This is a genomic window from Micromonospora sp. NPDC005324, assembly GCF_040607155.1.
In the GTDB taxonomy this organism is placed as follows: domain Bacteria; phylum Actinomycetota; class Actinomycetes; order Mycobacteriales; family Micromonosporaceae; genus Micromonospora; species Micromonospora trifolii.
Map to the genome: position 1 here is coordinate 1 of NZ_JBEXGE010000054.1, position 23,652 is coordinate 23,652.

Sequence of the window (23,652 nt, forward strand, 5' to 3'; positions counted from 1 at the left end):
GTCGCTCTTCCGCGCTCGTGGCCCGGCCCACACTCGCCGCCGCCCGACAATTTATGTTTCCCACCCCCGGCCGGGGCCTCCCCGCCGGCTGGGGGTGGCGGTCCGGCCCCGGCAGCGAGCGGGCGGGAGACCGACTGCGGCAGGATGGACGCCGCACCGCCCCCGACGGAAGGACGCTCCGATGCCCGCCAGCGAACCGACCATCATCGCCACCAGCATGGGCTTCTTCCGGGGCAGCCGCGGGCCCTACGACCTGCGCCCCAGCCCGGTCTTCGAGCTGGCGGCCGAGCTGGCCGAGGCCGGTCCGCAGCCGCGGGTCTGCTACCTCGGGCAGGCCATCGGCGACCAGCCCACCTCGTTGGCCGCCGTCTACGGCGCGTTCGCCGACACCCGGTTCCGGCTGTCACACCTCGCCCTGTTCCCGATGCCGAACGTCGAGGATGTCCGCGCCCACCTGCTCGCCCAGGACGTGATCTGGGTCGACGGTGGCAGCGTGGCCAACCTGGTCGCGGTGTGGCGGGTGCACGGGCTCGACGAGATCCTGCACGAGTGCTGGCAGGCCGGCGTGGTGCTGGCCGGCGTCTCCGCCGGCTCGATCTGCTGGCATGTCGGCGGCGCCACCGACAGCTTCGGCCCCCGGCTGCGCGGCTTCACCGAGGCACTGGCCTGGCTGCCGTACGGCAACGGGGTGCACTACGACAGCGATGGCCAGCGCCGTCCGCTCATGCACGAGCTGGTGGGCGACGGCACGCTCCCCACCAGCCACTGCACCGACGACGGCGTCGGCCTGGTCTACCGGGGCACCCGGCTGGTCGAGGCAATCGCGGACCGCGAGGGCGTCTCGGCGTACGAGGTCAGCCGCGGCGTGGACGGCAGCGTCCGGGAGGCGGTCATCGCCCCCCGCCGGCTCGGCTGAGCGTCACGCCTCCTCGACCGGCTGTCGGCGGCGCAGCACCGCGTCGAAGACCTGCGCCAGCTCGGCGGCGTCCTCCCCGGCGTGGTGCGTGTGCGGCATGTCGTGCAGGCCCAGCTCGCGCTTGATCGTGCCCTGGCGGGTCTGGGTCCACTCGCTGCCGGTCAACCCCATCCAGTAACTGCGGAGATCAACACCGGAGCCGGTCGCACCGAACGGGCTGTGCCCGACGAAGCGGACGAAGTACCAGTGCACGAACATGCCGTCCCAGACGGCCGGAGCGGCGAGGAAGACCGGGCGGCCGACGCGGCGCAGCCCGTCGACCCAGGCCGCCGCGGCGGACATCGCCTCCTGCGCGGTGGGCGCCTCCCGCAGCAGCCGGTCCCGGTCCAGGCCGGAGACGGCCAACGCCGCCGGGACGAACTCGTCGGAGATGGGACGCAGCTCGGTGTAGAAGGTCAGGTCCGGTCGGCTGGCCACGGCCATGCCCAGCGAGATCATGCTGTACGGCCCGGGGATCGGCCCGTCCGCCTCCACATCGACGGCGATGTACAGCTCAGGCAACGTCGGGGTCATCCCCACCTCCAGCAGCGGAACATCGAACCGGGAGATTAGCAACGCCCGACGGGGCCCGGCGGGACCGACGATCGACCAGCGGCGCGGCGCCGAATCGGAGCCGCCTGGACCGGCCTGGCCGGGACCGGCGTAAGCTGGCCCGTCGTGAGTCTCACCATCGGCATCGTCGGCCTGCCCAACGTCGGCAAGAGCACGCTTTTCAACGCGTTGACCAAGAACGACGTGCTGGCGGCGAACTACCCGTTCGCCACCATCGAGCCCAACGTCGGCGTGGTCGGGCTGCCCGACGAGCGGCTGGGCAAGCTGGCCGAGATCTTCTCCTCGCAGAAGGTGCTGCCGGCGCCGGTGTCGTTCGTCGACATCGCCGGCCTGGTCCGCGGCGCGTCGAAGGGGCAGGGCCGGGGCAACGCCTTCCTGGCCAACATCCGGGACGCCTCGGCGATCTGTCAGGTCGTCCGGGCCTTCTCCGACCCGAACGTGGTGCACGTCGACGGCAAGATCTCCCCGGCCGACGACATCGAGACGATCAACACCGAGCTGATCCTCGCCGACCTGCAGACCCTGGACAAGGCGCTGCCCCGGTTGGAGAAGGAGGCCAAGCTCCGCAAGGACCGGGCCGCCGCGGTCGCCGCCGCGAAGGCCGCGATCGAGGTGCTCGACGGTGGCACCACCCTCTACTCCGGGGCCGCCGCCGCCAAGATCGAGCTGGAGCACCTGCGCGAGCTGCACCTGCTCACCACCAAGCCCTTCCTGTACGTCTTCAACGTCGACGAGGCCGAGCTGGCCAACGAGACGTTCCTCGACGAGCTGCGCGCCCTGGTCGCCCCCGCCGAGGCCATCTTCATGGACGCCAAGATCGAATCCGAGCTGGTGGACCTGCCCGAGGATGAGGCCCGCGAGCTGCTGGAGTCGATCGGGCAGAACGAGCCCGGCCTCAACCAGCTCGTCCGGGTCGGCTTCCGCACCCTCGGCCTCCAGACGTACCTCACGGCCGGCCCCAAGGAAGCGCGCGCCTGGACCGTCTCGGTCGGCGCCACCGCGCCGGAGGCCGCGGGTGTCATCCACAGCGACTTCCAGCGCGGCTTCATCAAGGCCGAGGTGGTCTCCTACCACGACCTGGTCGAGCACGGTTCGATGGCGTCGGCCAAGGCGGCGGGCAAGGTCCGCATCGAGGGCAAGGAGTACGTCATGCAGGACGGCGACGTGGTGGAGTTCCGCTTCAACGTCTGACTCAGGTCCGACGTCTGCTGGCTAGGCTGGTCACATGGCGCAGGCACGGAGGCCCCTGGTGAACGCCTCAGCTGACGACGACGGGGCCCGCTACATCAGTGATCGCCAGTGGCTCGACCATGCGCTCCACGAGCTTCCGGCCGGTGTGTTGTGGGGTGCCGATGGCGCGACACCTGCCCAGTGCGCCGAGATGCTGGACGGCTTGGACGAGTTCGCACGTGTCTGCGCTCGCCTTGGGCTCGATGACCACACGGAGTTTGTCGAGGCCTGCCGGTGGCACTTCGATCACTACCCGCACTTTCTCGGCCGTCGTCGCCATTTTGCGGACTATGCGACGTACATCCGTGACCGCCGCGGACCGTTGTGGGTCTCCTCCCCCGCGGGTCCGGACTGGCTACGGCGTCAATGACAGAGTGCTCGCGTAGCGACCGTCTGGCCTCAGTACAGGAACGTGAAGACGGTTCTAGTGGGGTCAAGCGGCTGCGGAGAACTTTCGAGCCGGTGAACGCCCACAGAGAACTGCGCATCGTCCGGGGCATGGAAGGCATGCTCCACGAAGCCGGCATCTCGCAGCCAGTCCCGTAGTGCTGGTGTCAGATCCGGATCTCGCCGTGCCCTGGTCCAGATCACGGTGGCGCTCTCAGCGCACAGTTGGGGGAGAGCGGCAACGGTCCGCTCTACGTCGGCGTCTGAGATATTGCCGAAGACTCCGACCATGAGCACCAGGTCGGCTGGGACCGCCCCCGCATACGAAGAGAGCCGGCCCGCGTCGGCCTGCCTGATCGCGATATTTGCGAGCCGGGCCTGATCGGCGGCGGTCCGAGCGGCAGCCGCATTGCCCGGGTCGTACTCGAGTAGCGTTCCGTGTACACGCAGGGCATCAGATCTTGCGGCGAGGACGCCGATGAGGTCGTGACCCTGTCCCGCGCACGCGCTCACCACAGTCAGCCGCTCGTCGGAACGCTGGTCAAGCCACACGGCAATGTGCTGCTGGACCAGCCGCAGCCGACGCGAGAGCGGTGAATTCTCGTCGGCGTAGGGCTCATGCCACGCCTGCCAGTGCGTCCGGGCGGTCATGGGGCCCCCCTTACCTGTGGTTGTCGAACCGCAAGGGCGCCCAAGGCAACGCCGTGCGCCATCCAGGCAATTCTTCCAGCCAGCAGCGGACCTTGATGCGTTCCATCGCCGTGACCTCTCGGGGGGTCGTCGAGGCCGGAGGGTGGTCGTTCACGACTTGTCCCTGTGGTGGGTCACGAGATTGCCCTGATTCGGCCGTTGTCGGCTCGGCTTTCGCTTTGCTCCGGCCCTGGCCTTGATGAACTGTCGTCGGCGTTGGTCCCGCTGCTGCCGCTGCCAGTCCTGCCGCCGACGGTCGCGTCGTCGCTGGGTGCCGCGGGCGATCACAGCGAGCGCCATCGCCCCGGACAGCACCAGGCCTGCCGCCCCGACCACCCCTTGCAGCCGGCCCCGATGTCCGCTGAGGATGCCGAACTCGGTGACGAAATCTTCGGGATCGTTGGGGTTGACCCAGATCCGCACCGCACTGCCGGCCGGCAGGCAGACCTCCCAACAGCCAACCTCGGCCTGACGCTGGGCCCCGGCGAATTCGTAGCGCAGGTGCATCGTGTTCCGCCGTTTGTGTACGAGCTCATCGACGACGGCCTGGGCTGACAGGCCATGGACCCGCAGTCGGCTCGCCCAAGCATCGTTGTCCTGGAAAGTCATGAACGGCAGCCACATCATGACCATCCCGACCGCGAGGCCAAGTATGTAGACGGGGTAGCGGGCGCGCCACCAGTTCCGCAAGATCTGCACGGTGGCCATGGTCGCAGTCAATGTCCACAAGCGGCGGTAGGTTGTCCGCATGACGGATCAGCTGCTCCGATCGTCGTTTGGCGCGGCGGCGAGCGCGTACGCCGAGCACCGCCCGGACTACGCGCAGGCTGCGGTGCGGTGGGCACTGGAGCCCGCTCCCGGTCTACGCGTGCTCGACCTGGGCGCCGGCACCGGCAAGCTGTCCGCGACGCTGGCCGCTGTGGGCGCGGACGTCGTGGCGGTCGAACCCGACCCGGCGATGCTCGCCGAGCTACGCCGTGCGGTGCCGGCCGTCCGTGCCCTGCCGGGTAGCGCCGAGGCCATTCCGCTGCCGGACGGGTCCGTCGATGCCGTGCTCGCCGGCAATGCCCTGCACTGGTTCGACATGGCCGTCGCGGGGGTGGAAATCGCCAGGGTCCTCGCGCCCGGCGGTGTCCTGGCCGGGTTGTGGAACATCATGGACGACGGGATCGACTGGGTTGCCGGGCTCGAACGGGTCAGCGGGAGTGCCGCCATCGGCCCGCGCGACACAGTGAGCAGTTGGCGCACGGCTACGGAGGACATGCTCGTTCCGAGCACTGGCGTGATCGCGCGGTTCGGGTCGGCGGAGCAGGTCGAGTTCCCGCACGGGCAGCGCCGCACCGCCGACTCTCTCGTCGCGACGCTTGCGACGCGGGCCGGGATGCTGGTCATGCGGGAGGAGGAGCGAACGGCCACGCTCGGCCGCATTCGCGCCTTCCTCGGGAGCCGACCCGAAACGGCGCACGGCGAGTTCACCCTGCCGATGCTGACCGGCGTGCTGCGCGCCCGCCGGCGCTGACGGTCAGCCACCCGGTGAACCGACATCGGGGCGGGGCGTTGAACGCTGTGCTGGCAGGCGCCGACGTGGCGCTGGTGGGCCTGTTCTCGGTAAAGGACAAGGATCTTGCCAGCAAGCTCAATCTGCTTGCCAGCTTGGTGAAAGCCCACGGCGGCCAGGTCGTGAGCCGGCACGTGCAGCGGCGGGGTGTCTCTTCCGGCGGCGCGGACGTTCGGCTGTCTCGTCCTGAGTGGCGACGACCTCCGATAGGTCAGGGACGGGCGGCCTTGTCGCCATGGACGGTCGCGTACTCAGCGGCGAGCCAGGGCCCGAGGTCGTCGATGAGTTCGTGCACAGCCGGAACTGCAGAGGGCGTGCGGCCGATAACGGCAGCTCGCCGCATCTGCTCGGCGCGTTCCGGATAGTAGAGTCCAAATGCCTCGGCGGACTCGGTGAGGTCGCTTGTCCAGCCTCCCCAGCGGGGCATGATCAGCGTGAATCCGGTCCTGACGATGCGACGAGCGACGAGCCGGCTGAGGGCCTTACGGTGCTGGTCGGTGTTCGCTGTGGCTGCCTGGCGGCGCCATCCCGGAAGCGCAAGCGAGAGGTCGCCGTTCGTCTCGCGGGCGAGCAGGGACGTGGGCCGGTAGCGGGGAAGGTGATCGGCGAGGTCGTCGCCCAGCAGGGGAGCGCACAGGCAGGCGACGAAGAAGCCGAGGTCGTGCCGCTCAAGCTCGCTGAGCAGCGTACGCGCACTGAACAGCAGAACGCCCACGCCGTCGATCTGCGTGAAGGACTCGTCGAGAGCCTGCTCGATCCTCGTGGCGGCCGTCCGGTCGGCCTCGGTTGGTTCGGCGTGCGGGGCGACGAGGAGGTCGAGATCGGAGAGCCCGGGGGTGGCGGTGCCACGCGGGATGCTGCCGTAGATGTAGGCGCTGTGCAGCCGACCATCGTCGAACGAATCGGCTATTCGAGCGCGTGCCGCCTCGACAACACCTGCGAACGCGGCCGGGACCCGACTCAGCGCTCCCTCGCGGGCAATCCAGCCCTCGGCGTCCACCCCTCTTCCGGTCATGGGGACACTCTGCCGGAGGTGACGACGACGATCACCCACCGCCCGGGCGGCCTCGGAATGGCCTGGGAGGCAGCACTTTTCCTAACGCGCGTCGAGCGGTACGGAGATGGCGTCGCAGATCATGGTGACGGCCTGGTCGACGTGTCGTGCCGTGGCCTGGGAGTCGTCCTGCTCGGACTCGTGCACGAAGGCCGTGACGCCACGACGGCTGCCGCAGTAGTCCACGATCCCGTGCTCGATCTGCGTGCGTAGCGCGTGCCCGTACCCGTGTCGCTCGTAGAGGCCCGTGTCGTCGCCGGCGACGGGGAGCAGGTGGGTGGTGAGGCGTTGCAGTCTCGGTTGGATGCCGGTGGACGGGGCGTAGTCGAAGGCCCAGCCGTTGATGAACACCCGGTCGATCCACCCCTTGAGCAGTGCCGGCATCGACCACCAGTAGACCGGGAAGACCAGCACGAGATCGGTGGCTCGGTCGATCCGCTGCTGCTCGCGGAGAACATCGGGTGGGGACCCACCACGCTTCTGGTACGCCTCGCGATCGGCCAGGGTGTACCTCGGGTCGAAGCCTTCCTGTGCCAGGTCGGCGATCTCGACGGACCCTGGGCGCAGCGCGGCCTCAAGTCGCTGAACAACGTGCTGCGTCAGGGACTGAGGCTCGGGGTTCACGGCTACCAACAAGGTGTGCATGGGTGCAAGGGTCCTACTGCTCGGCCCAGGCGCCCAACTCGTTGCCGCTGGGGTCGGTGAAGTGGAAGCGCCGGCCGCCGGGGAACTCGTACGGCCCGTTCACCACCTGGCCGCCGGCCTCCTTCACGGCCTGCACGGACCGGTCCAGGTCGGCGGAGTAGAGCAGCACGAGTGGGCCGCCCGCCCGGACTTCGCTGTCCAGACGGAGACCGCCGACCTCGGGTGCGTCGTCGCCCTGAGGGCTGCGGATGCCGGCGTACTCCGGCCCGTAGTCGTTGAACTGCCAACCGAACGCGTCGTTGTAGAAGCGCTTGGCCACGGCGAGGTCGGTCACCGTGAGCTCGATGTAGTCGATGGCGTGGTGTCGGTGCGGCGATGGCTCAGACATGCGCCGATCGTGCACCCCGGGTACGACGAAACCACGACGCGCAACGAAAGGTTGCGCGATGGGCGCGGGTTGTCGTAGGTTGAGTGCAACCAAAGGTTGCGAAAGGTTGTGAGCATGGAACAGGGAACCATCGAACGCGACATCCACGTCGACGCGTCCCCCGAGGTCGTCTTCGAGGTGGTCAGCCAGCCCGAGCACATGCGGGAGTGGTGGCCCGACGACGCGCGGTTCGAGTCGGTCGCCGGCGCGCCCGGCGAGCTGGTCTGGCGCGACGCCGACACCGGCGAGACGAAGACCGTCGCGCTCGCCGTCGTCGAGGTCGACCCGCCGAAGCGGTTCTCCTTCCGGTGGTGCTTCACCGAGCCGGACCGGAGCGGGCAGGCGCTCTTCGTCACCTTCGACCTGGTGCCCAGCGGCGCCGGGACGCTGATCCGGATGACCGAGACCGGGTTCCGCGAGCTGGGCTGGGAGGTCGCTGTTCTGGAAGAGCAGTACCGCGACCACGAGAACGGGTGGGACCACTACATGCCCCGGCTGGGCGGGTACGTCGCGCGGCTGGTCGCGACCCCGTGAGCGCGGCGGTCGACGACGAGTTGTGGTCGGCGATCGGCGACCCCATCCGTCGTACGATGATCGATCTTCTTCTCTCTGACGGGCCGGGCACGGCCACCTCGCTGAGCAGGCGGCTACCCGTCACCCGTCAGGCCGTCTCGAAGCACCTGGCGGTCCTCGACCGGGTTGGGCTGATCCACGCCGAACCGGCCGGTCGCGAGCGCCACTACCAGGTGGACGAGGCGCAACTCGCCCGCGCGGTCGCCCAGTTGTCGGCGGTCGGCTCCACCTGGGACGCCCGCCTCCGCCGGATCAAGCGCATCGCCGAGACGATCGAACGCCACCGCACCGACAACCAGGGAGGCTGAAGATGGTCAGCGACGGGCACTGACCTCGGTGCCGGTTGGGCTGCCGGGGGATCGCCCGCTTCGCCGCGAGATCGCGATCCCCCCGGCGGCCAGGCCGAGAGCGGCTATCGCCACGGCGCAGAGCAGCAGCGTCGGGCGGGGGCCGATGGCACCCACCAGCGGCCCGCCCAGCATGGTGCCCAGCGGCACCGCCAGCACGAGGATGGCACCGTTCGCGGCGAGCACCGCGGGCAGTCGGGCGGTCGACGTGCTGCGCTGGAACAGCGCCATCGACGTGGACATGTACGGCGCCCAGATGAAGCCCGCCAGGGCGAACGCCGGCAACGACACGCCGACCGGTACGCCCAGGCCGAGGGGCAGCATGGCAACGCCGAACGCGACGACGATGCCGATGGTGGTGGCTCGCAGTGGCCAGCGGCGGAGGTAACCGGCGACCAGACCCCCGGCGAGACCGCCGACGCCGAACGCGGCGTAGTAGGCGCCGAGCAGTGTCGCGGAGGCGTGCAGGTCGTCGGTGATGTGGATTGGCATCGCCACGTACACCGGTCCGAATAGGAAGAAGAACCCGAGGCTCAGCACCAGCAGGCCCAGCAGGGCCGGGTTCTGGCGGATGACCGCGAAGCCGGCCGTTCGCGAAGCGCCGCTCTCGGACCGTGCGGGTCCGTCGTTGGGGGGAAGGGCGAGACGGTACGTGAGGGCCAGCGCGGCGAAGGTGGCGGCGTCGATGGCGATGACCCAGACCGGCCCCACCCAGCCGATCAGGATGCCCGCCAGTGGCGGGCCGACGATCGTGGCAAACCCTCCGATGGTGCTGAGCACGGCATTGGCCGGAAGATGGTGTCGCTGCGGCAGCAGTTCGGCGATCAGGGTGAATCGGCCGGCGGAACCCCACGAGTGCAGCAGCGCCGACGCGGCCAGCAGAACCACGTACAGCCCGATGGTGAGCACGCCGGCGAGGTGGGCGAGGGGGATCGCCGCGAGCGCGCTGGCCCGCAGGATGGCGTCCCACCCCGCGAGTTGCGCGCCGCTGCGCCCGCGCAGCAGCCGACCGAAGACGACAGTCCCGGCCGCGCTGGGCAGCGTGTACGCCGCCATTGCCAGCGCGAACCAGGTGCGATTGTGCGGGGCGAGTTGGATGGCGAGCCAGGTCACCGCGACCACCGCCAGACCGTCGCCCAACGCGGAGACGGCCAACCCGGGCAGAACGCGCCGGAGCTGAGGGTGACTGACCACCGGCCAGTACGGGGAGGAGCGCGGGAAACGGGAGGCGTCCGGCATGCTGTCAGCTCACCCGGCGCGGGACCCGCGGATCAACATTTACTGCCAGCAGCAGATTCAGCCGAGGGTGGAAAGCTCGAATCACCGGCTCGGGTGGGCGTCCTCACTGGGAGGGGGGTCCGGGCGCTCGCCTGCACCCGTTGCGGTCTGGCCGCCGAGCAACGCCGCGCGTAGCCGGTCGTTCTCGCGCTTGGCGCGACGGTTCCGGCCGAAAGCCGCGACGATCAGACAGATCCAGCCGAGGGGCACCAGCACCCCGCCGATCGTATGGGCGCTGCCGTGCTCGTTCTCTCGAAGGATCCAGCCGGCAACGAGCAGACCGAGCGCCAGCGCCAGGAGAATTCGTTCGACTCGTCTGGTCATCCTGGGCACCCGCTTCCGCTGACGGAGATCGACCCCGGCCCCTCGGTGACAGGTCGTCGTGCCCACAGTGACACATCCACGCCCATGCCCCCGGTGGGCCGGAGTCGATCAAACCTCCCGTGTCCGTCTGATCGGACAGCGAGCTGGCCGGATCACCGTTTCGAACCGTCGTTTCCGCGGGCAGTGCGGAAGGACGAGCCGATGCTCGCCACGATCGAACCCACCGAGGCGAGCGCCACCGCCACCGTGCCGGCCGTGTCGGCAGCGCCGTCCCCGGCCACCTTGAGGATGATGCCGGTGACCATCAGGACGACCGACAGGGTCAGGACTACCTGGATGGCTCGTCTGCTCATGGCGGCATCTCACTTCCGGGCGGCGGGAGATCGACTCGGGTTCCTCGACGTCGTGGCGATGTCACCCCGACTTCTCCGGAACCCGAGTCGACCAAACCGCTACTCCGCCCGGTAGACGGAGATGTGCGACGGGCTGTCGGCCTGGAACGGTCGCCGGTGCCAGTCGGCGTACCGCTCGGTGAGCCGGAGCCCTGCCTGCTGCGCCATCTCGTCGATCTGGTGCGGCCAGGCGTACCGCATGGCGAACGGCTTCAGGTGCACACCGTCCGCGTCGAAGGTGATCGTCTGCCGGATGAACCGCTGCGCCGGCCGGTCGTACCGGTGCAGTCGGATCGTCGCGGAGTCCTCGGTGACCTCACGCACCTGCACCTGCTCGTCCGAGTCGAAGCTGCGCGGGTCGGGCACGAACGTCTCGATGACGAACGCGCCGCCGGGCGACAGCACCCGGGCGACGTTGCGGAAGCAGTCCGCCTGCCGCTCGGCCTCCACCAGGTTGAACAGAGTGTTGAAGACCAGGTACGCGAGCCGGAACTCACCGGCCACCGGCACGTCCGCCATGTCGGCGACGACCACCGGGATCTGGTCGCCGCCCGGTTTCGCCCGCAACTGCGCGAGCATCTCCTCGGACGCCTCGACGCCGTGCACGGCGAGGCCGCGTTCGGCCAGCGGCAGCGCGACCCGGCCGGTGCCGATCGCCAGTTCGAGAACCGGACCCCCGTCGGCCAGGTCGGCCAGGAAGTCAACGGCGGGCGCGGGGTCGGGGTTGCCTGGGCCGTCGTAGTCGGCGGCCCAGAGCCGGCCGAAGAGGCCGGGATCGTCGAAGACCGACATCAGCGGCCTCCGGGGTTGGGGTCAGTGGCGCCCAGCAGCGCCAGGGGAACAGTCCTGCTCACGAAGTCTCGATTCCTCGGGTCGGATGACTGTTGGTTCGGGGGACTTCGTCGTGTTGGGCATGGTGGCTGCTCCCTTCGCGCGGCTGTCGACCGAGGACACCAGAGACGCCGCGGGCCCGGCAAGGCAATTACGCCAGCCGGGCCCACGACGGGACGTGCGGTCAGGAGATGTGGTGCAGGATCACGTTGTGGACGTGGTGGCTCTTCTGCGCGCCACGGAACTCCACCTCGTAGGTGTGCGTGCCGACGTGGATGGCGATGGCGCCGGTGGAGAAGAACGAACCACCCCACGACTTGTTGCTGACCACGCTCACGCTGGTGATCTTCGAGTACGGGATGCTGGTGATCGCGAACCGCTTTCCGACGAAGGACCGGTCCTGGATGATCAGGCGGCGGTCGGTCAGCCCGATGAACCCGGTGCCGGTGCCGACGGCGTCGTAGACGGCGATGATCTGCTCGCCTTCGAGGAGGCCACTCTCGATCTGCTGGACCTGCTCTTTGCGGTCGTACGCGATGTTCGCCATGCATTCCAGGCTAGGAAACCGGTGCCAGCGCGCCCACCCGGGCGAGGACCACGAACTCGCCGTCGCCGTGGCCGACGGGTTCGCCGTGCCAGCCCCCGTGGACGCGGTCCACGATGATGCCCGCCCTGGTCAGGGAGGTGCGCAGCTCGGCCTCGGTGCGGAAGCGCAGGGTCGCCGAGCTGAGGAGTTCCTCTCCGTCGTCGAAGTGGTAGTGGTGGGTGAAGTCGACCACTCCGTCGCGTACCCCGGTGACCTCGGTCCAGGCGCGGACCTCGCCGCCGTCGGGCAGCGTGACCAGCCGGTGCGAGTCCACCGGGTTCCACAGCTCCCAGCGACGGTCCGCCGGGTCGCGGGCGTCGAACACCAGCCGGCCGCCGGGCACGAGCGCCCGGGCCAGGTCGGCGAGGGTACGCGCCCACTCCGCATCGTCCACGAAGAACTGGGCGACGTGGCTGGTCAGTACCGCCACGTCGAACGCCCTCTCCGGCAGCAGCGCCGAGGTGCCCGCGAGCCAGGTCACCCGCTCACCGCCCGGCTTGGCACGGGCGGCGGCCAGGGACGCGCCGGCCGGGTCCACACCGGTGACGGTGTGACCGGCGGCGGCGAGGGCAATGGTCAGCCGGCCGGTGCCGCAGCCGAGGTCGAGCACCCGGGCGGTCGGGGTTTCGCCGACCACCGTCTGGAAGAAGTCGTCGTCCGGCCCCCACCGGCACTCCGCGTCGTACACCTGGACCAGCCGGTGGTGGCGGAACTCGGCGTGCCTCATCGGGGGTTCGCGTCGGTCGCGGCGCGGACGAACTCGCGTACCCGGGTGGTGGTGTTGCTGGGCAGCCAGACCGGCCCTCGTTCGATCGGTGGGGCGTCGTGGATGGGCACGTACGCCACGTCGGGGCGGGGGTAGTAGCGCCGTGTGTGCTCGCCCACCGGCAGGACACCCCGGCCCAGCGCGACCAGGGACAGCATCTCGGAGAAGGTGTTCCCGGCGGGTCCCTTCGGCACGGGCCGACCGGACGGGGTGCGCTCCGGGGTGCGGTCCCGCTTGAACTCCAGCGAGGTCACTGTCGGGTACTGCACCACCGGATGGTCGGCGAGCACCTCCAACGACACCGACCGCTCCCGGGTGAGCGGGTGACCCGCCGCCACGGCCAGCACCCGGTCCTCGGAGAGCAGCGCCGGGCCGGTGGCCATCCCGTCGAAGGGGTACGAGGCGATCAACACGTCGGTCGAGCCGTCGAGCAGCCCCGATCGGGTGGTGGACAGCTGCGCCTCGTGCACCTCCACCCGGCAGTCCGGGTGCCGTTCGCCGAACAGGGCCACCGCCCGGAGCAGCACCGGCGCGGTCCACTCGCCGAGGAACGCCACCCGCAGCGTCCCGGTCACGCCCCGGGCGGCGTCGGTCGCGCGGCGAACGGCTCTGTCCATCTCGGCGACCAGCGGGGCCAGCTCGTCGGCGAGTTGCCGGCCGATCGGGGTGAGCCGGACGACTCGACTGGTGCGGGCGAACAGCGGTGCGCCGATCTGGCGTTCCAGCTTCTTCACGATGTGGCTGACCCGGCCGGTGCTGACTGTCAACCGCTCGGCGGTCCGGCCGAAGTGCAGCTCCTCCGCGAGCGTCAGGAACGTCTCGACCTCGTACCGCTCCAGCACATCGTTCCCATCGTTGACCTGTGGGCAACGATCGTAGCGGCATGAGGTCTTGGTCGGCGTCCCTCGTCCGGGGATCGTGAACGGGGCAGGAAACACCGAGCGGAAGGCGCTGACATGAGCATCGACGACTACCTGATCGGCCTGGCCGGCCCACTGCGCGAGATCGGCGAGAAGCTGACGCCGATCATCGCGGCGGCCCTGCCCGGGGCGACCGGCGCGATGTGGCACGGGCACCCCGTCTGGGGCCTGGGCGACCGGCCCGGCCAGCGCCCGGTCTGCCTGGTCAAGGCGTACGGGTCGTACGTCACCTTCGGGCTGTGGCGAGGGCAGGAAATCGCCGACCCGTCGGGGCTGCTGATCCCCGGTGCGCGGGCGATGGCGGCAGTGAAGTTGCGCGAGGTCGCCGACATCGACCCGGCCCTGTTCAGCGGCTGGCTGCGCGCGGCGGCCCACCTGGAGGAGGCGTGAGCGCGGTGCGGGTAACCGGTTTCGACCACCTGGTGCTGACCGTCGCCGACGTGGAACTGTCCCTGGACTTCTACTGCGGCCGGCTCGGGCTGACGCCGGTACGGGTCGACGAGTGGCGCGCGGGCAGCGTCCCGTTCCCGTCGGCGCGGATCAGCTCCGACAGCATCATCGACCTCGTCCGAGGTGAGCCGCACGGCGCGAACGTGGACCACTTCTGCCTGGTGGTGGCACCACTGAACTGGGCGCAGGTGATCGAATCGGGGGTCTTCACGGTGCTGACCGGCCCGGTCAGCCGGTTCGGCGCCCGCGGATCGGCGACCTCGATCTACGTGCGGGACCCGGACGGCAACTTGGTGGAGCTGCGTTGGTACCCGCAGGACGCCGTAGCCGACCAGTGAGCCGGAGTTGCCTGGCTACATGCGGAAGCCCCGCGTCTCCCCATCGAAAGTGGGCAGGCGCGGGGCTCCGACGGCAGGTCAGTGGTCGCTGCGCGGGTCGTGGTCCGTGCTGCGGCTGCCGGCCTTGGCCAGACCCCGGCTCACCAGGTAGCCGATGGTGAGCAGGGTGATGAACCACCATGCCTTGTCGGCGGCGAAGTAGTCGCCGCCGTTGTTCGCGGCACCGTCGCCCACAGCGTTCGAGGCGATCAGCACACCGATGACGGCGAGCACGTAGATCGCCAGCTCGCTGGTCTTCCAGGACGGCTTCGTCTCATCGCCGCGGCGGTTGGCGCGGCGGACGTCGTGCTGACCGGCGTGCTCGACGTGGTCATTGGCGCGGTTCTGCGTGGGGGTGGTCATGTCAGCTCCTGAAAGGCACTTTTTGAGAAGTCCGGTCCGTTCCGAGAGTCTTGTCAACTCTCGTACCCAACTGGTACCCGAGCACCTTTCAGGAAAACCTCAGGCCTCCACAAGAATTGAACGAACACTCAGGACTCGGTGACCGCCCGGTACGCATCCTCGATGCGGGCGGCCAACAGCACCTCGCCCTCGGTCAGGGGATCGCCGCTGCCGTGCCCGACCCGGATCTGGGTGCTGCCGGCCCGGCGGCTGATCTCGGGTCGCAGATGCAGCGCATCCGCGACGACCTTGACCCGTTCAGTTAGTGCGGCGTGTTGGGTATCGTCGATCACGAGCGTCCGTCGGATCTGCTCGCCCTCGCGCGTCCAACCAGATAGCAAGGTCAACGCGTCGGAAAGGTAGTCGTGCTTGGCCCTGCTGTTGAACAGCACGCGCATCACCGCACCCCCCAAGCGCCGTTGCCGGCTTGTGGCCAAATCGTCGCCATCCCGTGTCTTGTCGGTGTCTCCTAGTCTCTCGCTGCTCGGAGAGGGTGTCCACGCCCACACTTCCGTGTCTTATTGGCCTAGCGGACGGCTACGGTACCCAAACCGCCGATTGATCTGGCACCCTGGACGCCCGTGCGGACCGAACGGGCGAATGGTGGCGGGCAGGCCGAACGACGGGACCTGAAGGTGATCGTCGGTGCGGCGATCATCCGGGATGGGCGGGTGCTCGCCTGTGCGCGTTCCGCCCCACCCGAGGTAGCGGGCATGTGGGAGTTTCCGGGCGGAAAGGTCGAGCCGGGGGAGGCTGAGACCGACGCGTTGATCCGGGAGTGCGCCGAGGAGTTGGCCGTACGCGTCGAGATCGGCGACCGGGTCGGCCGCAACGTACGGATGGCGCACGGCCGCTCGGTGCTCAAGGTGTACGCGGCCCGCCTGCTCGGCGGCGACCAGCCGCAGGCGCTGGAGCACGAGGCGCTCCGCTGGCTCACCGCCGACGAACTGGACTCGGTCACCTGGCTCCCCGCCGACGCCCCCATAGTGGCCGCCCTCCGCCCCCTCCTGCTCAGCTCGCGTTGATCATGAAGTTATTGCCACCGCGCGCGGCGTGTCGTGGCAATAACTTCATGATCAACGGAGGCGGCGGGGGTGGGGGCCGGGGGCGTGCGGGGTGGACGTGGGACGTGGGACGGGGGCCGTGGCTACTGCCACGGCCCCCGTTGTTGTTCGGGTGGTTAGTGCTTGTTGTCCTGCTCCGGGTGCGCGAAGTTGAGGTGCTCCGGAGGCAGCGGGAAGGTCACGTCGTCGCCGAACGGAGACGGCGCGGCGGCCCGGTCGAAGGTGAGCTCGGTCAGCGGCAACCGGCCCCGGTCGTCGACCGCCGGAGCGGTCGGGTGGGGCACCTCCCGGTCCCAGTTGACGCCGCTCTGCGCCTGCGCCTCAGCCTGCGAGTCGTGGGAGCCACCCGCGTGCGAGTGCACCCCACCTCGGGCGGAGCCCGGGGTCGCCGAGCCCTGACGGGCGGTGGTCACGCTGGTCTGGGGCGTCTCGCCCCGACGGAAGATCTTGCTACCAAGCCACACAAGGGGATCGTACCTGCGGTCGACGACCCGTTCCTTCATGGGGATGATCCCGTTGTCAGTGATCTTGATGTGCTCGGGGCAGACCTCGGTGCAGCACTTGGTGATGTTGCACAAGCCGAGGCCCTGTTCGGCCTGCGCGTACTCCTTGCGGTCGGTCCGGGCGTCCAGCGGGTGCATGTCCAGCTCGGCCGCCCGGATGAAGTACCGCGGGCCGGAGAACGCCTGCTTGTTCTCCTCGTGGTCGCGGATCACGTGGCAGACCGTCTGGCACAGGAAGCACTCGATGCACTTGCGGAACTCCTGCGAGCGCTCCACGTCGATCTGCTGCATCCGGTAGTCACCCGGGGCCACGTCCGCCGGAGGGGCGAACGCCGGGGTCTCCCGTGCCTTCTCGTAGTTGAACGAGACGTCGGTGACCAGGTCCCGGATGACCGGGAAGGTGCGCAGCGGGGTGACAGTGACGGTCTCGTCGTCGCCGAAGGTCGACATCCGCGTCATGCAACCCAGCCGCGGCTTGCCGTTGATCTCCATGGAGCAGGAGCCGCACTTGCCGGCCTTGCAGTTCCACCGGCAGGCCAGGTCGGGAGCGTCGGTGGCCTGTAGACGGTGGATGACGTCGAGGACGACCTCGCCCTCGTTCACCTCCACCATGTAGTCCTGGAGGTCACCGCCGCTCTCGTCGCCTCGCCAGATCCGGAACTGACGCTTCGCGCTCATCGGTTGTCCGCCTCTCCAGCGTCGGCAGCGAGGGCGTCGAAGTCGGCGAGCTCCTCGTCGGTGAGGTACTTGGACAGCTCGGCCCGATCGAAGAGGCCGATCAGCTCCTGCCGCATCTTCGGCAGCGGCTTGCGGGTCAGCTGCACGGTGTCGCCGTCCAGCGCGCAGACAAGGTTGACCTGCCGCCACTTCGGCTCCATCGCCGGGTAGTCCTCCCGGGTGTGCCCGCCGCGCGACTCCTGCCGCTCCAGCGCCGCCTTCGCGGTGCACTCCGAGACCACCAGCATGTTGCGCAGGTCCAGGGCCAGGTGCCAGCCCGGGTTGTAGCGTCGGCCGCCGGCCGCGCTCACCTTGGCCACCCGCTCGCGCAGCTCGGCGAGCCTGCTCAACGCGTCCTCAAGCTCGCCGTGACGGCGGATGATTCCTACTAGATCTCCCATGACCGCCTGGAGGTCCTGCTGAAGGGTGTACGGGTTCTCGCCGGTATCCCGCTGCAGCGGAGCGAGGGCGGTCTCCACGGCGGCCTCGACCTCGTCCACAGCCACCTTCGGTCGGGCGGTCAGCCCGTCGGCGTAGCTGGCCGCGTGCCCGCCCGCCCGCTTGCCGAAGACCAGCAGGTCGGACAGGGAGTTGCCGCCGAGTCGGTTGGAGCCGTGCATGCCGCCGGAGACCTCCCCGGCGGCGAACAGCCCGCGTACGTGGCCGAAGGCGGCACCCGAGTCCGGGTCCACCTCGACGCCACCCATCACGTAGTGACAGGTCGGCCCGACCTCCATCGGCTCGGCCGTGATGTCGACGTCGGCCAGCTCCTTGAACTGGTGGTACATCGACGGCAGCCGGCGGCGGATCTCGTCGGCCGAACGTCGGCTGGCGATGTCCAGGAAGACACCGCCGGCGGGGGAACCCCGGCCGGCCTTGACCTCGCTGTTGATCGCGCGGGCCACCTCGTCGCGGGGCAGCAGCTCCGGTGGGCGCCGGTTGTTGTCCGGGTCGGTGTACCAGCGGTCCGCCTCCTCCTCGGTCTCCGCGTACTGCTTGCGGAAGACGTCGGGGACGTAGTCGAACATGAACCGCTTGCCGTCGGAGTTCTTCAGGACGCCGCCGTCACCACGCACCGACTCGGTGACCAGGATGCCCTTCACCGAGGGCGGCCAGACCATGCCGGTCGGGTGGAACTGGAGGAACTCCATGTTGATCAGCGTCGCCCCGGCGCGGAGCGCCAGCGCGTGCCCGTCCCCGGTGTACTCCCAGGAGTTCGAGGTGACCTTGTAGGAGCGCCCGACCCCGCCGGTGGCCAGCACGACCGCCGGCGCCTCGAAGAGGATGAACTCGCCCGACTCGCGGTAGTAGCCGAACGCGCCGGCCACCCGGTCACCGTCGAGCAGCAGCTCGGTGATGGTCGTCTCGGAGAACACCCTGATCCGGGCGTCGTACGAGCCGAACTCCCGCTGGTCCTCCTGCTGGAGCGAGACGATCTTCTGCTGGAGGGTGCGGATCAGCTCCAGGCCGGTCCGGTCGCCCACGTGCGCCAGGCGCGGGTACTCGTGGCCGCCGAAGTTGCGCTGCGAGATCTTGCCGTCCTTGGTGCGGTCGAAGAGCGCACCGTACGTCTCCAGCTCCCAGATCCGCTGCGGCGACTCCTTCGCGTGCAGCTCGGCCATCCGGAAGTTGTTGAGGAACTTGCCGCCGCGCATGGTGTCGCGGAAGTGCACCTGCCAGTTGTCCCGGCTGTTCACATTGCCCATCGCGGCGGCCGCGCCGCCCTCGGCCATCACCGTGTGCGCCTTGCCGAACAGCGACTTGGAGATGATCGCGGTCTTCTTGCCGGCCAGCCGGGCCTCGATCGCCGCGCGCAGACCGGCGCCGCCGGCCCCGATGACGACGACGTCGTAGTGGTGTCGTTCGATGCGAGTGGTTGTGGTCATGTCAGGGGCCCTTTAGTTGATGAACCGCAGGTCGGAGAACCAGCCGGCCGCGAGCGCCATGATGTAGAAGTCGGCCAGCGCCAGGGTGCCGAGGGTGATCCAGGCGAGCTGCATGTGCCGGACGTTCAGGGCCGAGACGAACGTCCAGGCCTTGTACCGCACCGGGTGCTTGGAGAAGTGCTTGAGCCGGCCGCCGATGATGTGCCGGCAGGAGTGGCAGGAAATCGTGTACGCCCAGAGCATCACCACGTTGAGCAGCAGGATGATGTTGCCCAGCCCGAAGCCGAAGCCCTTCGGCGAGTGGAAGGCGAGGATCGCGTCCCAGGTGTTGATCAGCGAGATGATCGCGGCGGCGTAGAAGAAGTAGCGGTGCAGGTTCTGCCCGAGCAGCGGGAAACGGGTCTCACCGCCGTACTCCTTGTGACCGTCCGGGACGGCGCAGGCCGGCGGCGACAACCAGAACGACCGGTAGTAGGCCTTGCGGTAGTAGTAGCAGGTGAGCCGGAACAGCAGCAGGAACGGCAGGGTCAGCGCGGCGTCCGGGATGATCCACCAGCCGGGCAGGAACCGGCCGAAGTGCGAGGCTTCCTCGACACACCGGTCGGTCACGCACGGGGAGTAGAACGGGGTCAGGTAGTGGAACTGGTCCACCCAGTACCACTTGTGCATGAAGACCCGGACCGTCGCGTACGCGACCCAGGCGCTGAGCCCGATCACGGTGATCAGCGGAGCGAACCACCATCGGTCGGTACGCAACGTCTTCGCCGCGATGGCGGCGCGCGCCCGCGCCCCCCTCGGCCTCGTTGCCGTTGAAGTCATTCGAGTCGTCTCCTCGACGGGCCCGTACGGGCGGGCTGGTCTCTCTCCGGTCGGCACGCGGACCGGCGAACCCGCACCCGCTGCCACGTCATGCGCACACCAACGACCACGCCGGATCGACCGACGCAGCTAAGTGACACACGTTACGCCGATCTCCGCGAGCCGTCCGCGCAAGGGAGTGTCCCGTGTGTCTGGCCTGCGGAAAAGCCCTCGACGCGCCGGTTTGACGCCCGCGGTCGAGAACGTCAGCCCGAGGCTCCTCCGGTGAAGTGCCAGGACGCCAGCCGCAGCGAGGGCGCGGCCCACCAGGCACCGTCCACCCGCTCCGGTTGGCGCACCGCCCGCGCGCCCAACCCGAGCACCGCCCCCGGCCCGAGCGCCCGTGGGTACGACTCGGTGAACCGCAGGTCACGGACCGCCCGGACGACAGTGCCGTCCTCGATCAGCCAGACGCCGTTGCGGGTCAACCCGGTGACGACGAGGCTCTTCGGGTCGAGCACCCGCGTGTACCAGAGGTCGGTGACCAGTAGCCCTCGGCGTACGCCGGCCACCAACGCGGCGGTGTCCGCGTCGACGACCGCTCCGGCCGCCGCGCCGGTCGTGCTCCGGCCCACAGCGCTGGCCGGGCCCGCCGCCGCGCCGGTCAGCCGCAGGTTGCGGGGCATCGGGCCCCAGGTGGCACCCCCCGCCACCGCGTGCCCGGTGGACTCGGCGCCCGCCTCGGCGGCGGTCCGGCGATCGTGCGCCACCGCCCGGGTGGTGCCCGCCTCGACCAGCGTCAGCGCCCCTCGGCCGGTGCCCTCCGCGTCGAACGGCAACCCGGACCCGCCCAGCGGGTCGTCCACCACTGTCACGGCCCGGTCGAACTGGGCCGCGCCCGGCTCGGCGAACGACTGCCGCTCGGAGTACCGCTTGCCGTTGAAGCCGTAGAAGGACAGGTTCTGCAGGAGGTCCGCCACGGCGGCCGGCTCGAACACCACCTCGTAGTGCCCCGGCGGCAGCTCCACCGGGTCGGCCGCCGCCCGCGCCTTCGCGGCCGCCTGCGCGCCCAACTCGGCGCCGTCGAGGTCGGACAGCCGGTCGGCGCTGCGCCGGGCCACCCCGTCCGCGCCCTCGCGGCGGGCGATGCCGTCCATCGCCGCCTCCACCGAGCGGCCGTACGCCGAGTGCCCGGCCGAGTTGGCGAACGCCGACGAGCGGTGCGCGGTGCGGCAGTAACCGGCGGTGCTGAGGTCCCCGGCGGCGGCCACGAACGCCCCGACCCGATCGGCCCGCTGATCCGGCTCGGCGTGCGCGGTGGCCTCGTCGACGGGCGGGGCGTCCGGCGTGGGCATGGGCGGAGCCAGCCCCGGCCAGCCCGGGTCCGGCGGGCAGAGCCGCGCCGCGGTCAGGGTGCGCTCCACCAGGGCGGACAACCCGTCGGCGGTGACCACGCTGCCGCCGCCGGCAGCCGTCCGACCGTCGACGTGCACCCGCAGCCGGACCCCGACGGTCGACTCGGAGACGTTCTGGTGGATGCCCGAGTTGGCGAACCGGGTCAGCGCCAGGTCCGCCCGCGTCACCACCACCTCGGCCTGCGCGGCCGGCCCGCCAAGACGCCGAACCAGCTCGACGACCTGCCCCGCCAGCTCCAACTGGGTCACGCTGACACCCCCACCCGGACGTTGCGGAACCGGGCCGGCGCGGCCGGGTGCCCGGTGTGCCCGACCTGGCCGGGTTGGCCCTTGCCGCAGTTGGGCGTGCCCCAGGAGACCGTCTCGCCGGAGAGCATGTCCATCGAGCGCCAGAACAGCGGGCCGATCCCGGTGTACGTGGGGTTGCGCAGCATCCGCCCCCGCCGCCCCTTCTTGATCTCCCAGCCGATCTCGCAGCCGAACTGGAAGTTGAGCCGCTTGTCGTCGATCGACCAGGACCGGTTGAGGTCCATCAACACGCCGTCGTCGGTGGCCGCGATGATCTCCTCCAACGTGTGCGGGCCGGGCTCCAGGCCGACGTTCGTCATCCGCACCATCGGCAGCCGGGCCCACCCGTCGGCCCGTACGCTGCCGCCGTAGTCCAGGCTGGCCATGGCTGCGGAATCACGGCCGGCGAGCACACCCACCCAGCGGCCGTCCCGGACCGCGTCCCGCTTGACCGCCGGCGAGCCCTCGTCGTCGAAACCGAAGCTGCCCAGCGCCCCCGGGATGGTCGGGTCGATGGTGATGTTCATCAGCTCCGAGCCGTAGCGCAGCGAGCCGAGCTGGGCCAGATCCAGCCAGGACGTGCCGGCGAACGCCGCCTCCCAGCCGAGGATCCGGTCCAGTTCGATGGCGTGCCCGACCGACTCGTGGATCTGCAGGGCCAACTGCTCGCCGCCGAGGATCAGATCCGTCTCGCCGGCCGGGCAGAGCGGCGCGGTGAGCAGCGCCCGGGACTCCTCGGCGATCTGCGCGGCGTGCGCGGCCAGGTCCAGCGACTCGACCAGCTCCCACCCGGTGGTGCCGTACTGACCGCGGTAGCTCGGCCAGGACCGGCGCTGCGTCTCGTCGTCACCGATCGAGGTGGCCGAGATGCCGCCGCCGCACTCGCGGATGCGCTGGTCGATCCGGTGGCCCTCGCTGGAGACGAACCACTTCGTGGTGTCCCAGATCTGGTACAGGCCCTCGGCCAGGTCCGCGCCGTGCTCGGCCATCGTGCGGGTCGCGTCGACCAGCAGATCGCCCTTGTCGGAGAGGGGCACCCCGAGCGGGTCGATCTGACATCCGGAGGCCCAGCTCGCGGTGACCGCCTCGACCGGCACCAGGTCGACCGAAGGGCCCGGCACCCGCGCGCTCGCCATGGCGGTCCGCGTCGCGCGCCGGCCGGCGTCGCGGGCGGCGGCGTCCGACAGATCGGGTACGGCGTGGAAGCCCCAACTCGCCCCGACCAACGCTCGAACCCCGAGCCCGATGCTCTCGTCCTGGGTCAGCTCCTCCACGTCACCGTTGCGCGCGGTCATGGACTCGTAGCGGCGGTGCATCACCCGGGCGTCGGCGTACCGGGCGCCCGCGTCGAGGGCGGCCTGGACGGCGGCGCTGGCCGCGTCGAACTCGGTCATGGACCGACCCTAGGCCAGCCGACCGACCGCCGTCAGGGGAGCAGTTCCTCCGGCCGGATGCTGGCCTTCACCGGCTCAGTCAGCACCAGCAGCTCGCCCGGTCTGGTCACGGACTGCTCGGTGTAGTGACCGCCCCGCCGCCGGTACAGATGCGTGGTGCCGCTGTCCTGCTCCACCAGGAGATACCACTCGATGCCGGCTGCGGCGTAGTAGTGCATCTTGAGGACTTTGTCGGTGGACGCGTTGCTCGGCGAGATGATTTCGCATACCAGCCGTACGTCACCCGCCTCGACGTTGAGTTCGTCGAAGTCGATCGGGCTGGTGATGACGAGATCGGGGATCGGAATCCGTCCCGGCCTGAGTCGAACGTTCACCGCCTCCAGGACGTGCAGACCGGCTTCGCGAACCGGGGCTCGTAGCACCGCGCGTAGTTCGCCCGAGATGTTCTGGTGCCGGGGGGTGGGGGCTGGGGTCACGTGGAGGCTCCCGTCGAAGAGTTCGACGCGTTGCTGCGTCTCGCCGAGGGCGAGGTACTCCTCTTCGGTCCACGGGCCTTCGTGGTTGAACACCGCCGCGGTCATCGTCACCTCCACCTCGTGCCAGGGGCGTCCTCTGCCGGTTGCGGATCCAATGGTCGCACTTGTCGTGCGTTCGAGGCCATGAACGGGTGTGGATGGCGAGGTGACGGGGGTGCGGGGCCGATGCCGACTCGTTACGCTCGGGCCCGCTGACACACGCCGGCTTTGTAGCTTATTTTCACCCTCGGGACTTTGCTGTAAGTTCTCTTCGTCACTGAGGGAGGTGGCCGTGGACAGCTCGGAA

Annotated in this window: 30 protein-coding genes; 8 read left to right on the plus strand and 22 right to left on the minus strand. The window is 69.8% G+C overall.

Translation table 11 applies throughout. The annotated features are described in order from the left end of the window. Positions 1-181 precede the first annotated feature (181 nt). Positions 182-916: a peptidase E gene (locus tag ABZS40_RS33410; protein WP_354948259.1), complete on the plus strand. Its 735-nt coding sequence runs from the start codon at positions 182-184 to the stop codon at positions 914-916. Positions 917-919: 3 nt separating this feature from the next. On the opposite strand, the gene ABZS40_RS33415 is transcribed toward ABZS40_RS33410, so the two are convergent. After that, positions 920-1,489 carry an exonuclease gene (locus tag ABZS40_RS33415; RefSeq protein ID WP_354948260.1) on the minus strand — a complete coding sequence of 190 codons (570 nt, stop codon included), beginning with the start codon at positions 1,487-1,489 and terminating at the stop codon, positions 920-922. Between the two features lie 144 nt (positions 1,490-1,633). On the opposite strand from ABZS40_RS33415, the gene ychF reads away from it, so the two are divergent. Continuing rightward, positions 1,634-2,719 (plus strand): redox-regulated ATPase YchF, encoded by a 1,086-nt coding sequence (ychF, locus tag ABZS40_RS33420; protein WP_354948262.1) that lies wholly within the window; start codon positions 1,634-1,636, stop codon positions 2,717-2,719. Between the two features lie 67 nt (positions 2,720-2,786). Here the strand turns inward: ychF and ABZS40_RS33425 are convergent, their stop codons facing one another. The 3 genes from ABZS40_RS33425 to ABZS40_RS33435 all read right to left on the minus strand — a co-directional run bounded on the left by ABZS40_RS33425 (position 2,787) and on the right by ABZS40_RS33435 (position 4,543). Then, a complete protein-coding gene (locus ABZS40_RS33425) occupies positions 2,787-3,038 on the minus strand; it encodes a hypothetical protein (RefSeq protein ID WP_354948264.1) in 252 nt (83 codons plus the stop codon). A 119-nt stretch (positions 3,039-3,157) separates the two neighbouring features. Further along, a complete protein-coding gene (locus ABZS40_RS33430) occupies positions 3,158-3,796 on the minus strand; it encodes an SAM-dependent methyltransferase (protein ID WP_354948265.1) in 639 nt (212 codons plus the stop codon). 150 nt (positions 3,797-3,946) lie between these two features. Continuing rightward, on the minus strand, positions 3,947-4,543 hold the full coding sequence (locus ABZS40_RS33435) for a DUF3592 domain-containing protein (RefSeq protein ID WP_354948266.1): 597 nt from the start codon (positions 4,541-4,543) through the stop codon (positions 3,947-3,949). A 40-nt stretch (positions 4,544-4,583) separates the two neighbouring features. On the opposite strand from ABZS40_RS33435, the gene ABZS40_RS33440 reads away from it, so the two are divergent. After that, positions 4,584-5,354: a class I SAM-dependent methyltransferase gene (locus ABZS40_RS33440; RefSeq protein ID WP_354948268.1), complete on the plus strand. Its 771-nt coding sequence runs from the start codon at positions 4,584-4,586 to the stop codon at positions 5,352-5,354. A 250-nt stretch (positions 5,355-5,604) separates the two neighbouring features. Here ABZS40_RS33440 and ABZS40_RS33445 read toward each other — a convergent pair whose 3' ends face one another. From ABZS40_RS33445 to ABZS40_RS33455, 3 genes are all read right to left on the minus strand, one after another. Further along, positions 5,605-6,393, minus strand: coding sequence for a nucleotidyltransferase domain-containing protein (locus tag ABZS40_RS33445; RefSeq protein WP_354948270.1), 789 nt, complete (start codon positions 6,391-6,393; stop codon positions 5,605-5,607). Positions 6,394-6,489: 96 nt separating this feature from the next. Then, a complete protein-coding gene (locus ABZS40_RS33450) occupies positions 6,490-7,092 on the minus strand; it encodes an NAD(P)H-dependent oxidoreductase (RefSeq protein ID WP_354948272.1) in 603 nt (200 codons plus the stop codon). A gap of 13 nt (positions 7,093-7,105) precedes the next feature. Then, positions 7,106-7,480: a VOC family protein gene (locus ABZS40_RS33455; RefSeq protein WP_354948274.1), complete on the minus strand. Its 375-nt coding sequence runs from the start codon at positions 7,478-7,480 to the stop codon at positions 7,106-7,108. 114 nt (positions 7,481-7,594) lie between these two features. On the opposite strand from ABZS40_RS33455, the gene ABZS40_RS33460 reads away from it, so the two are divergent. Both ABZS40_RS33460 and ABZS40_RS33465 read left to right on the plus strand, forming a co-directional pair. Beyond that, the gene (locus ABZS40_RS33460; protein ID WP_354948276.1) at positions 7,595-8,053 is read left to right on the plus strand and encodes an SRPBCC domain-containing protein; all 459 of its coding nucleotides are present in this window, start codon (positions 7,595-7,597) and stop codon (positions 8,051-8,053) included. Beyond that, entirely contained in the window at positions 8,050-8,400 is a 351-nt protein-coding gene (locus ABZS40_RS33465) for a metalloregulator ArsR/SmtB family transcription factor (protein ID WP_354948278.1), read from the plus strand. Before ABZS40_RS33460 ends, ABZS40_RS33465 begins: the two co-directional genes overlap by 4 nt. Before the next feature lie 6 nt (positions 8,401-8,406). Here ABZS40_RS33465 and ABZS40_RS33470 read toward each other — a convergent pair whose 3' ends face one another. From ABZS40_RS33470 to ABZS40_RS33500, 7 genes are all read right to left on the minus strand, one after another. Beyond that, positions 8,407-9,678 carry an MFS transporter gene (locus ABZS40_RS33470; RefSeq protein ID WP_354948280.1) on the minus strand — a complete coding sequence of 424 codons (1,272 nt, stop codon included), beginning with the start codon at positions 9,676-9,678 and terminating at the stop codon, positions 8,407-8,409. An 81-nt stretch (positions 9,679-9,759) separates the two neighbouring features. Then, positions 9,760-10,041, minus strand: a complete 282-nt coding sequence (locus ABZS40_RS33475) for a hypothetical protein (RefSeq protein ID WP_354948282.1) — start codon at positions 10,039-10,041, stop codon at positions 9,760-9,762. Positions 10,042-10,193: 152 nt separating this feature from the next. Then, positions 10,194-10,394 (minus strand): hypothetical protein, encoded by a 201-nt coding sequence (locus tag ABZS40_RS33480; RefSeq protein WP_354948283.1) that lies wholly within the window; start codon positions 10,392-10,394, stop codon positions 10,194-10,196. A gap of 99 nt (positions 10,395-10,493) precedes the next feature. Further along, positions 10,494-11,225: a class I SAM-dependent methyltransferase gene (locus ABZS40_RS33485; RefSeq protein WP_354948285.1), complete on the minus strand. Its 732-nt coding sequence runs from the start codon at positions 11,223-11,225 to the stop codon at positions 10,494-10,496. A gap of 223 nt (positions 11,226-11,448) precedes the next feature. Continuing rightward, positions 11,449-11,811 carry a PH domain-containing protein gene (locus ABZS40_RS33490; protein ID WP_354948286.1) on the minus strand — a complete coding sequence of 121 codons (363 nt, stop codon included), beginning with the start codon at positions 11,809-11,811 and terminating at the stop codon, positions 11,449-11,451. A 10-nt stretch (positions 11,812-11,821) separates the two neighbouring features. Beyond that, positions 11,822-12,577, minus strand: coding sequence for a class I SAM-dependent methyltransferase (locus tag ABZS40_RS33495; protein WP_354948288.1), 756 nt, complete (start codon positions 12,575-12,577; stop codon positions 11,822-11,824). Next, a complete protein-coding gene (locus tag ABZS40_RS33500; protein ID WP_354948290.1) occupies positions 12,574-13,458 on the minus strand; it encodes a LysR family transcriptional regulator in 885 nt (294 codons plus the stop codon). Before ABZS40_RS33500 ends, ABZS40_RS33495 begins: the two co-directional genes overlap by 4 nt. Positions 13,459-13,572: 114 nt before the next feature. Here ABZS40_RS33500 and ABZS40_RS33505 point away from each other — a divergent pair, with 114 nt between their 5' ends. Then, positions 13,573-13,926 (plus strand): DUF1801 domain-containing protein, encoded by a 354-nt coding sequence (locus ABZS40_RS33505; protein ID WP_354948292.1) that lies wholly within the window; start codon positions 13,573-13,575, stop codon positions 13,924-13,926. Positions 13,927-13,931: 5 nt separating this feature from the next. Beyond that, entirely contained in the window at positions 13,932-14,324 is a 393-nt protein-coding gene (locus ABZS40_RS33510; RefSeq protein WP_354948294.1) for a VOC family protein, read from the plus strand. A 78-nt stretch (positions 14,325-14,402) separates the two neighbouring features. Here the strand turns inward: ABZS40_RS33510 and ABZS40_RS33515 are convergent, their stop codons facing one another. Beyond that, positions 14,403-14,726, minus strand: a complete 324-nt coding sequence (locus tag ABZS40_RS33515; RefSeq protein WP_354948296.1) for a hypothetical protein — start codon at positions 14,724-14,726, stop codon at positions 14,403-14,405. Between the two features lie 128 nt (positions 14,727-14,854). Continuing rightward, the gene (locus ABZS40_RS33520; RefSeq protein WP_354948298.1) at positions 14,855-15,163 is read right to left on the minus strand and encodes a 4a-hydroxytetrahydrobiopterin dehydratase; all 309 of its coding nucleotides are present in this window, start codon (positions 15,161-15,163) and stop codon (positions 14,855-14,857) included. 183 nt (positions 15,164-15,346) lie between these two features. On the opposite strand from ABZS40_RS33520, the gene ABZS40_RS33525 reads away from it, so the two are divergent. Beyond that, positions 15,347-15,790 carry a (deoxy)nucleoside triphosphate pyrophosphohydrolase gene (locus ABZS40_RS33525; RefSeq protein WP_354948299.1) on the plus strand — a complete coding sequence of 148 codons (444 nt, stop codon included), beginning with the start codon at positions 15,347-15,349 and terminating at the stop codon, positions 15,788-15,790. 155 nt (positions 15,791-15,945) lie between these two features. On the opposite strand, the gene ABZS40_RS33530 is transcribed toward ABZS40_RS33525, so the two are convergent. From ABZS40_RS33530 to ABZS40_RS33555, 6 genes are all read right to left on the minus strand, one after another. After that, positions 15,946-17,010 carry a succinate dehydrogenase/fumarate reductase iron-sulfur subunit gene (locus ABZS40_RS33530; protein WP_354948301.1) on the minus strand — a complete coding sequence of 355 codons (1,065 nt, stop codon included), beginning with the start codon at positions 17,008-17,010 and terminating at the stop codon, positions 15,946-15,948. Next, positions 17,007-18,935, minus strand: coding sequence for a fumarate reductase/succinate dehydrogenase flavoprotein subunit (locus ABZS40_RS33535; protein ID WP_354948303.1), 1,929 nt, complete (start codon positions 18,933-18,935; stop codon positions 17,007-17,009). The genes ABZS40_RS33530 and ABZS40_RS33535 overlap by 4 nt, the downstream gene beginning before the upstream one ends. A 12-nt stretch (positions 18,936-18,947) precedes the next feature. Continuing rightward, complete coding sequence (locus tag ABZS40_RS33540) at positions 18,948-19,754, minus strand: hypothetical protein (RefSeq protein WP_112583731.1); 807 nt, start codon at positions 19,752-19,754, stop codon at positions 18,948-18,950. Positions 19,755-19,999: 245 nt separating this feature from the next. Next, entirely contained in the window at positions 20,000-21,397 is a 1,398-nt protein-coding gene (locus ABZS40_RS33545; protein ID WP_354948305.1) for a metallopeptidase TldD-related protein, read from the minus strand. After that, positions 21,394-22,830: a TldD/PmbA family protein gene (locus ABZS40_RS33550; protein ID WP_354948307.1), complete on the minus strand. Its 1,437-nt coding sequence runs from the start codon at positions 22,828-22,830 to the stop codon at positions 21,394-21,396. The genes ABZS40_RS33545 and ABZS40_RS33550 overlap by 4 nt, the downstream gene beginning before the upstream one ends. 32 nt (positions 22,831-22,862) lie before the next feature. Next, on the minus strand, positions 22,863-23,411 hold the full coding sequence (locus ABZS40_RS33555) for a Uma2 family endonuclease (protein WP_354948309.1): 549 nt from the start codon (positions 23,409-23,411) through the stop codon (positions 22,863-22,865). Between the last annotated feature and the right edge of the window lie 241 nt (positions 23,412-23,652).

What these genes read in the sequence shown, in the direction of transcription:
- ABZS40_RS33540 (WP_112583731.1), bottom strand. Translation starts at nt 19,754, where the DNA reads ATGACTTCAACGGCAACGAGGCCGAGGGGGGCGCGGGCGCGCGCCGCC.
- ABZS40_RS33515 (WP_354948296.1), bottom strand. Translation starts at nt 14,726, where the DNA reads ATGACCACCCCCACGCAGAACCGCGCCAATGACCACGTCGAGCACGCC.
- ABZS40_RS33415 (WP_354948260.1), bottom strand. Translation starts at nt 1,489, where the DNA reads ATGACCCCGACGTTGCCTGAGCTGTACATCGCCGTCGATGTGGAGGCG.
- ABZS40_RS33450 (WP_354948272.1), bottom strand. Translation starts at nt 7,092, where the DNA reads ATGCACACCTTGTTGGTAGCCGTGAACCCCGAGCCTCAGTCCCTGACG.
- ABZS40_RS33435 (WP_354948266.1), bottom strand. Translation starts at nt 4,543, where the DNA reads ATGGCCACCGTGCAGATCTTGCGGAACTGGTGGCGCGCCCGCTACCCC.
- ABZS40_RS33475 (WP_354948282.1), bottom strand. Translation starts at nt 10,041, where the DNA reads ATGACCAGACGAGTCGAACGAATTCTCCTGGCGCTGGCGCTCGGTCTG.
- ABZS40_RS33530 (WP_354948301.1), bottom strand. Translation starts at nt 17,010, where the DNA reads ATGAGCGCGAAGCGTCAGTTCCGGATCTGGCGAGGCGACGAGAGCGGC.
- ABZS40_RS33485 (WP_354948285.1), bottom strand. Translation starts at nt 11,225, where the DNA reads ATGTCGGTCTTCGACGATCCCGGCCTCTTCGGCCGGCTCTGGGCCGCC.
- ABZS40_RS33460 (WP_354948276.1), top strand. Translation starts at nt 7,595, where the DNA reads ATGGAACAGGGAACCATCGAACGCGACATCCACGTCGACGCGTCCCCC.
- ABZS40_RS33490 (WP_354948286.1), bottom strand. Translation starts at nt 11,811, where the DNA reads ATGGCGAACATCGCGTACGACCGCAAAGAGCAGGTCCAGCAGATCGAG.
- ABZS40_RS33425 (WP_354948264.1), bottom strand. Translation starts at nt 3,038, where the DNA reads ATGGCGACGACGGCCGAGAAAGTGCGGGTAGTGATCGAAGTGCCACCG.
- ABZS40_RS33470 (WP_354948280.1), bottom strand. Translation starts at nt 9,678, where the DNA reads ATGCCGGACGCCTCCCGTTTCCCGCGCTCCTCCCCGTACTGGCCGGTG.
- ABZS40_RS33480 (WP_354948283.1), bottom strand. Translation starts at nt 10,394, where the DNA reads ATGAGCAGACGAGCCATCCAGGTAGTCCTGACCCTGTCGGTCGTCCTG.
- ABZS40_RS33550 (WP_354948307.1), bottom strand. Translation starts at nt 22,830, where the DNA reads ATGACCGAGTTCGACGCGGCCAGCGCCGCCGTCCAGGCCGCCCTCGAC.
- ABZS40_RS33505 (WP_354948292.1), top strand. Translation starts at nt 13,573, where the DNA reads ATGAGCATCGACGACTACCTGATCGGCCTGGCCGGCCCACTGCGCGAG.
- ABZS40_RS33410 (WP_354948259.1), top strand. Translation starts at nt 182, where the DNA reads ATGCCCGCCAGCGAACCGACCATCATCGCCACCAGCATGGGCTTCTTC.
- ABZS40_RS33455 (WP_354948274.1), bottom strand. Translation starts at nt 7,480, where the DNA reads ATGTCTGAGCCATCGCCGCACCGACACCACGCCATCGACTACATCGAG.
- ABZS40_RS33535 (WP_354948303.1), bottom strand. Translation starts at nt 18,935, where the DNA reads ATGACCACAACCACTCGCATCGAACGACACCACTACGACGTCGTCGTC.
- ABZS40_RS33555 (WP_354948309.1), bottom strand. Translation starts at nt 23,411, where the DNA reads ATGACCGCGGCGGTGTTCAACCACGAAGGCCCGTGGACCGAAGAGGAG.
- ABZS40_RS33440 (WP_354948268.1), top strand. Translation starts at nt 4,584, where the DNA reads ATGACGGATCAGCTGCTCCGATCGTCGTTTGGCGCGGCGGCGAGCGCG.
- ABZS40_RS33495 (WP_354948288.1), bottom strand. Translation starts at nt 12,577, where the DNA reads ATGAGGCACGCCGAGTTCCGCCACCACCGGCTGGTCCAGGTGTACGAC.
- ABZS40_RS33430 (WP_354948265.1), bottom strand. Translation starts at nt 3,796, where the DNA reads ATGACCGCCCGGACGCACTGGCAGGCGTGGCATGAGCCCTACGCCGAC.
- ABZS40_RS33520 (WP_354948298.1), bottom strand. Translation starts at nt 15,163, where the DNA reads ATGCGCGTGCTGTTCAACAGCAGGGCCAAGCACGACTACCTTTCCGAC.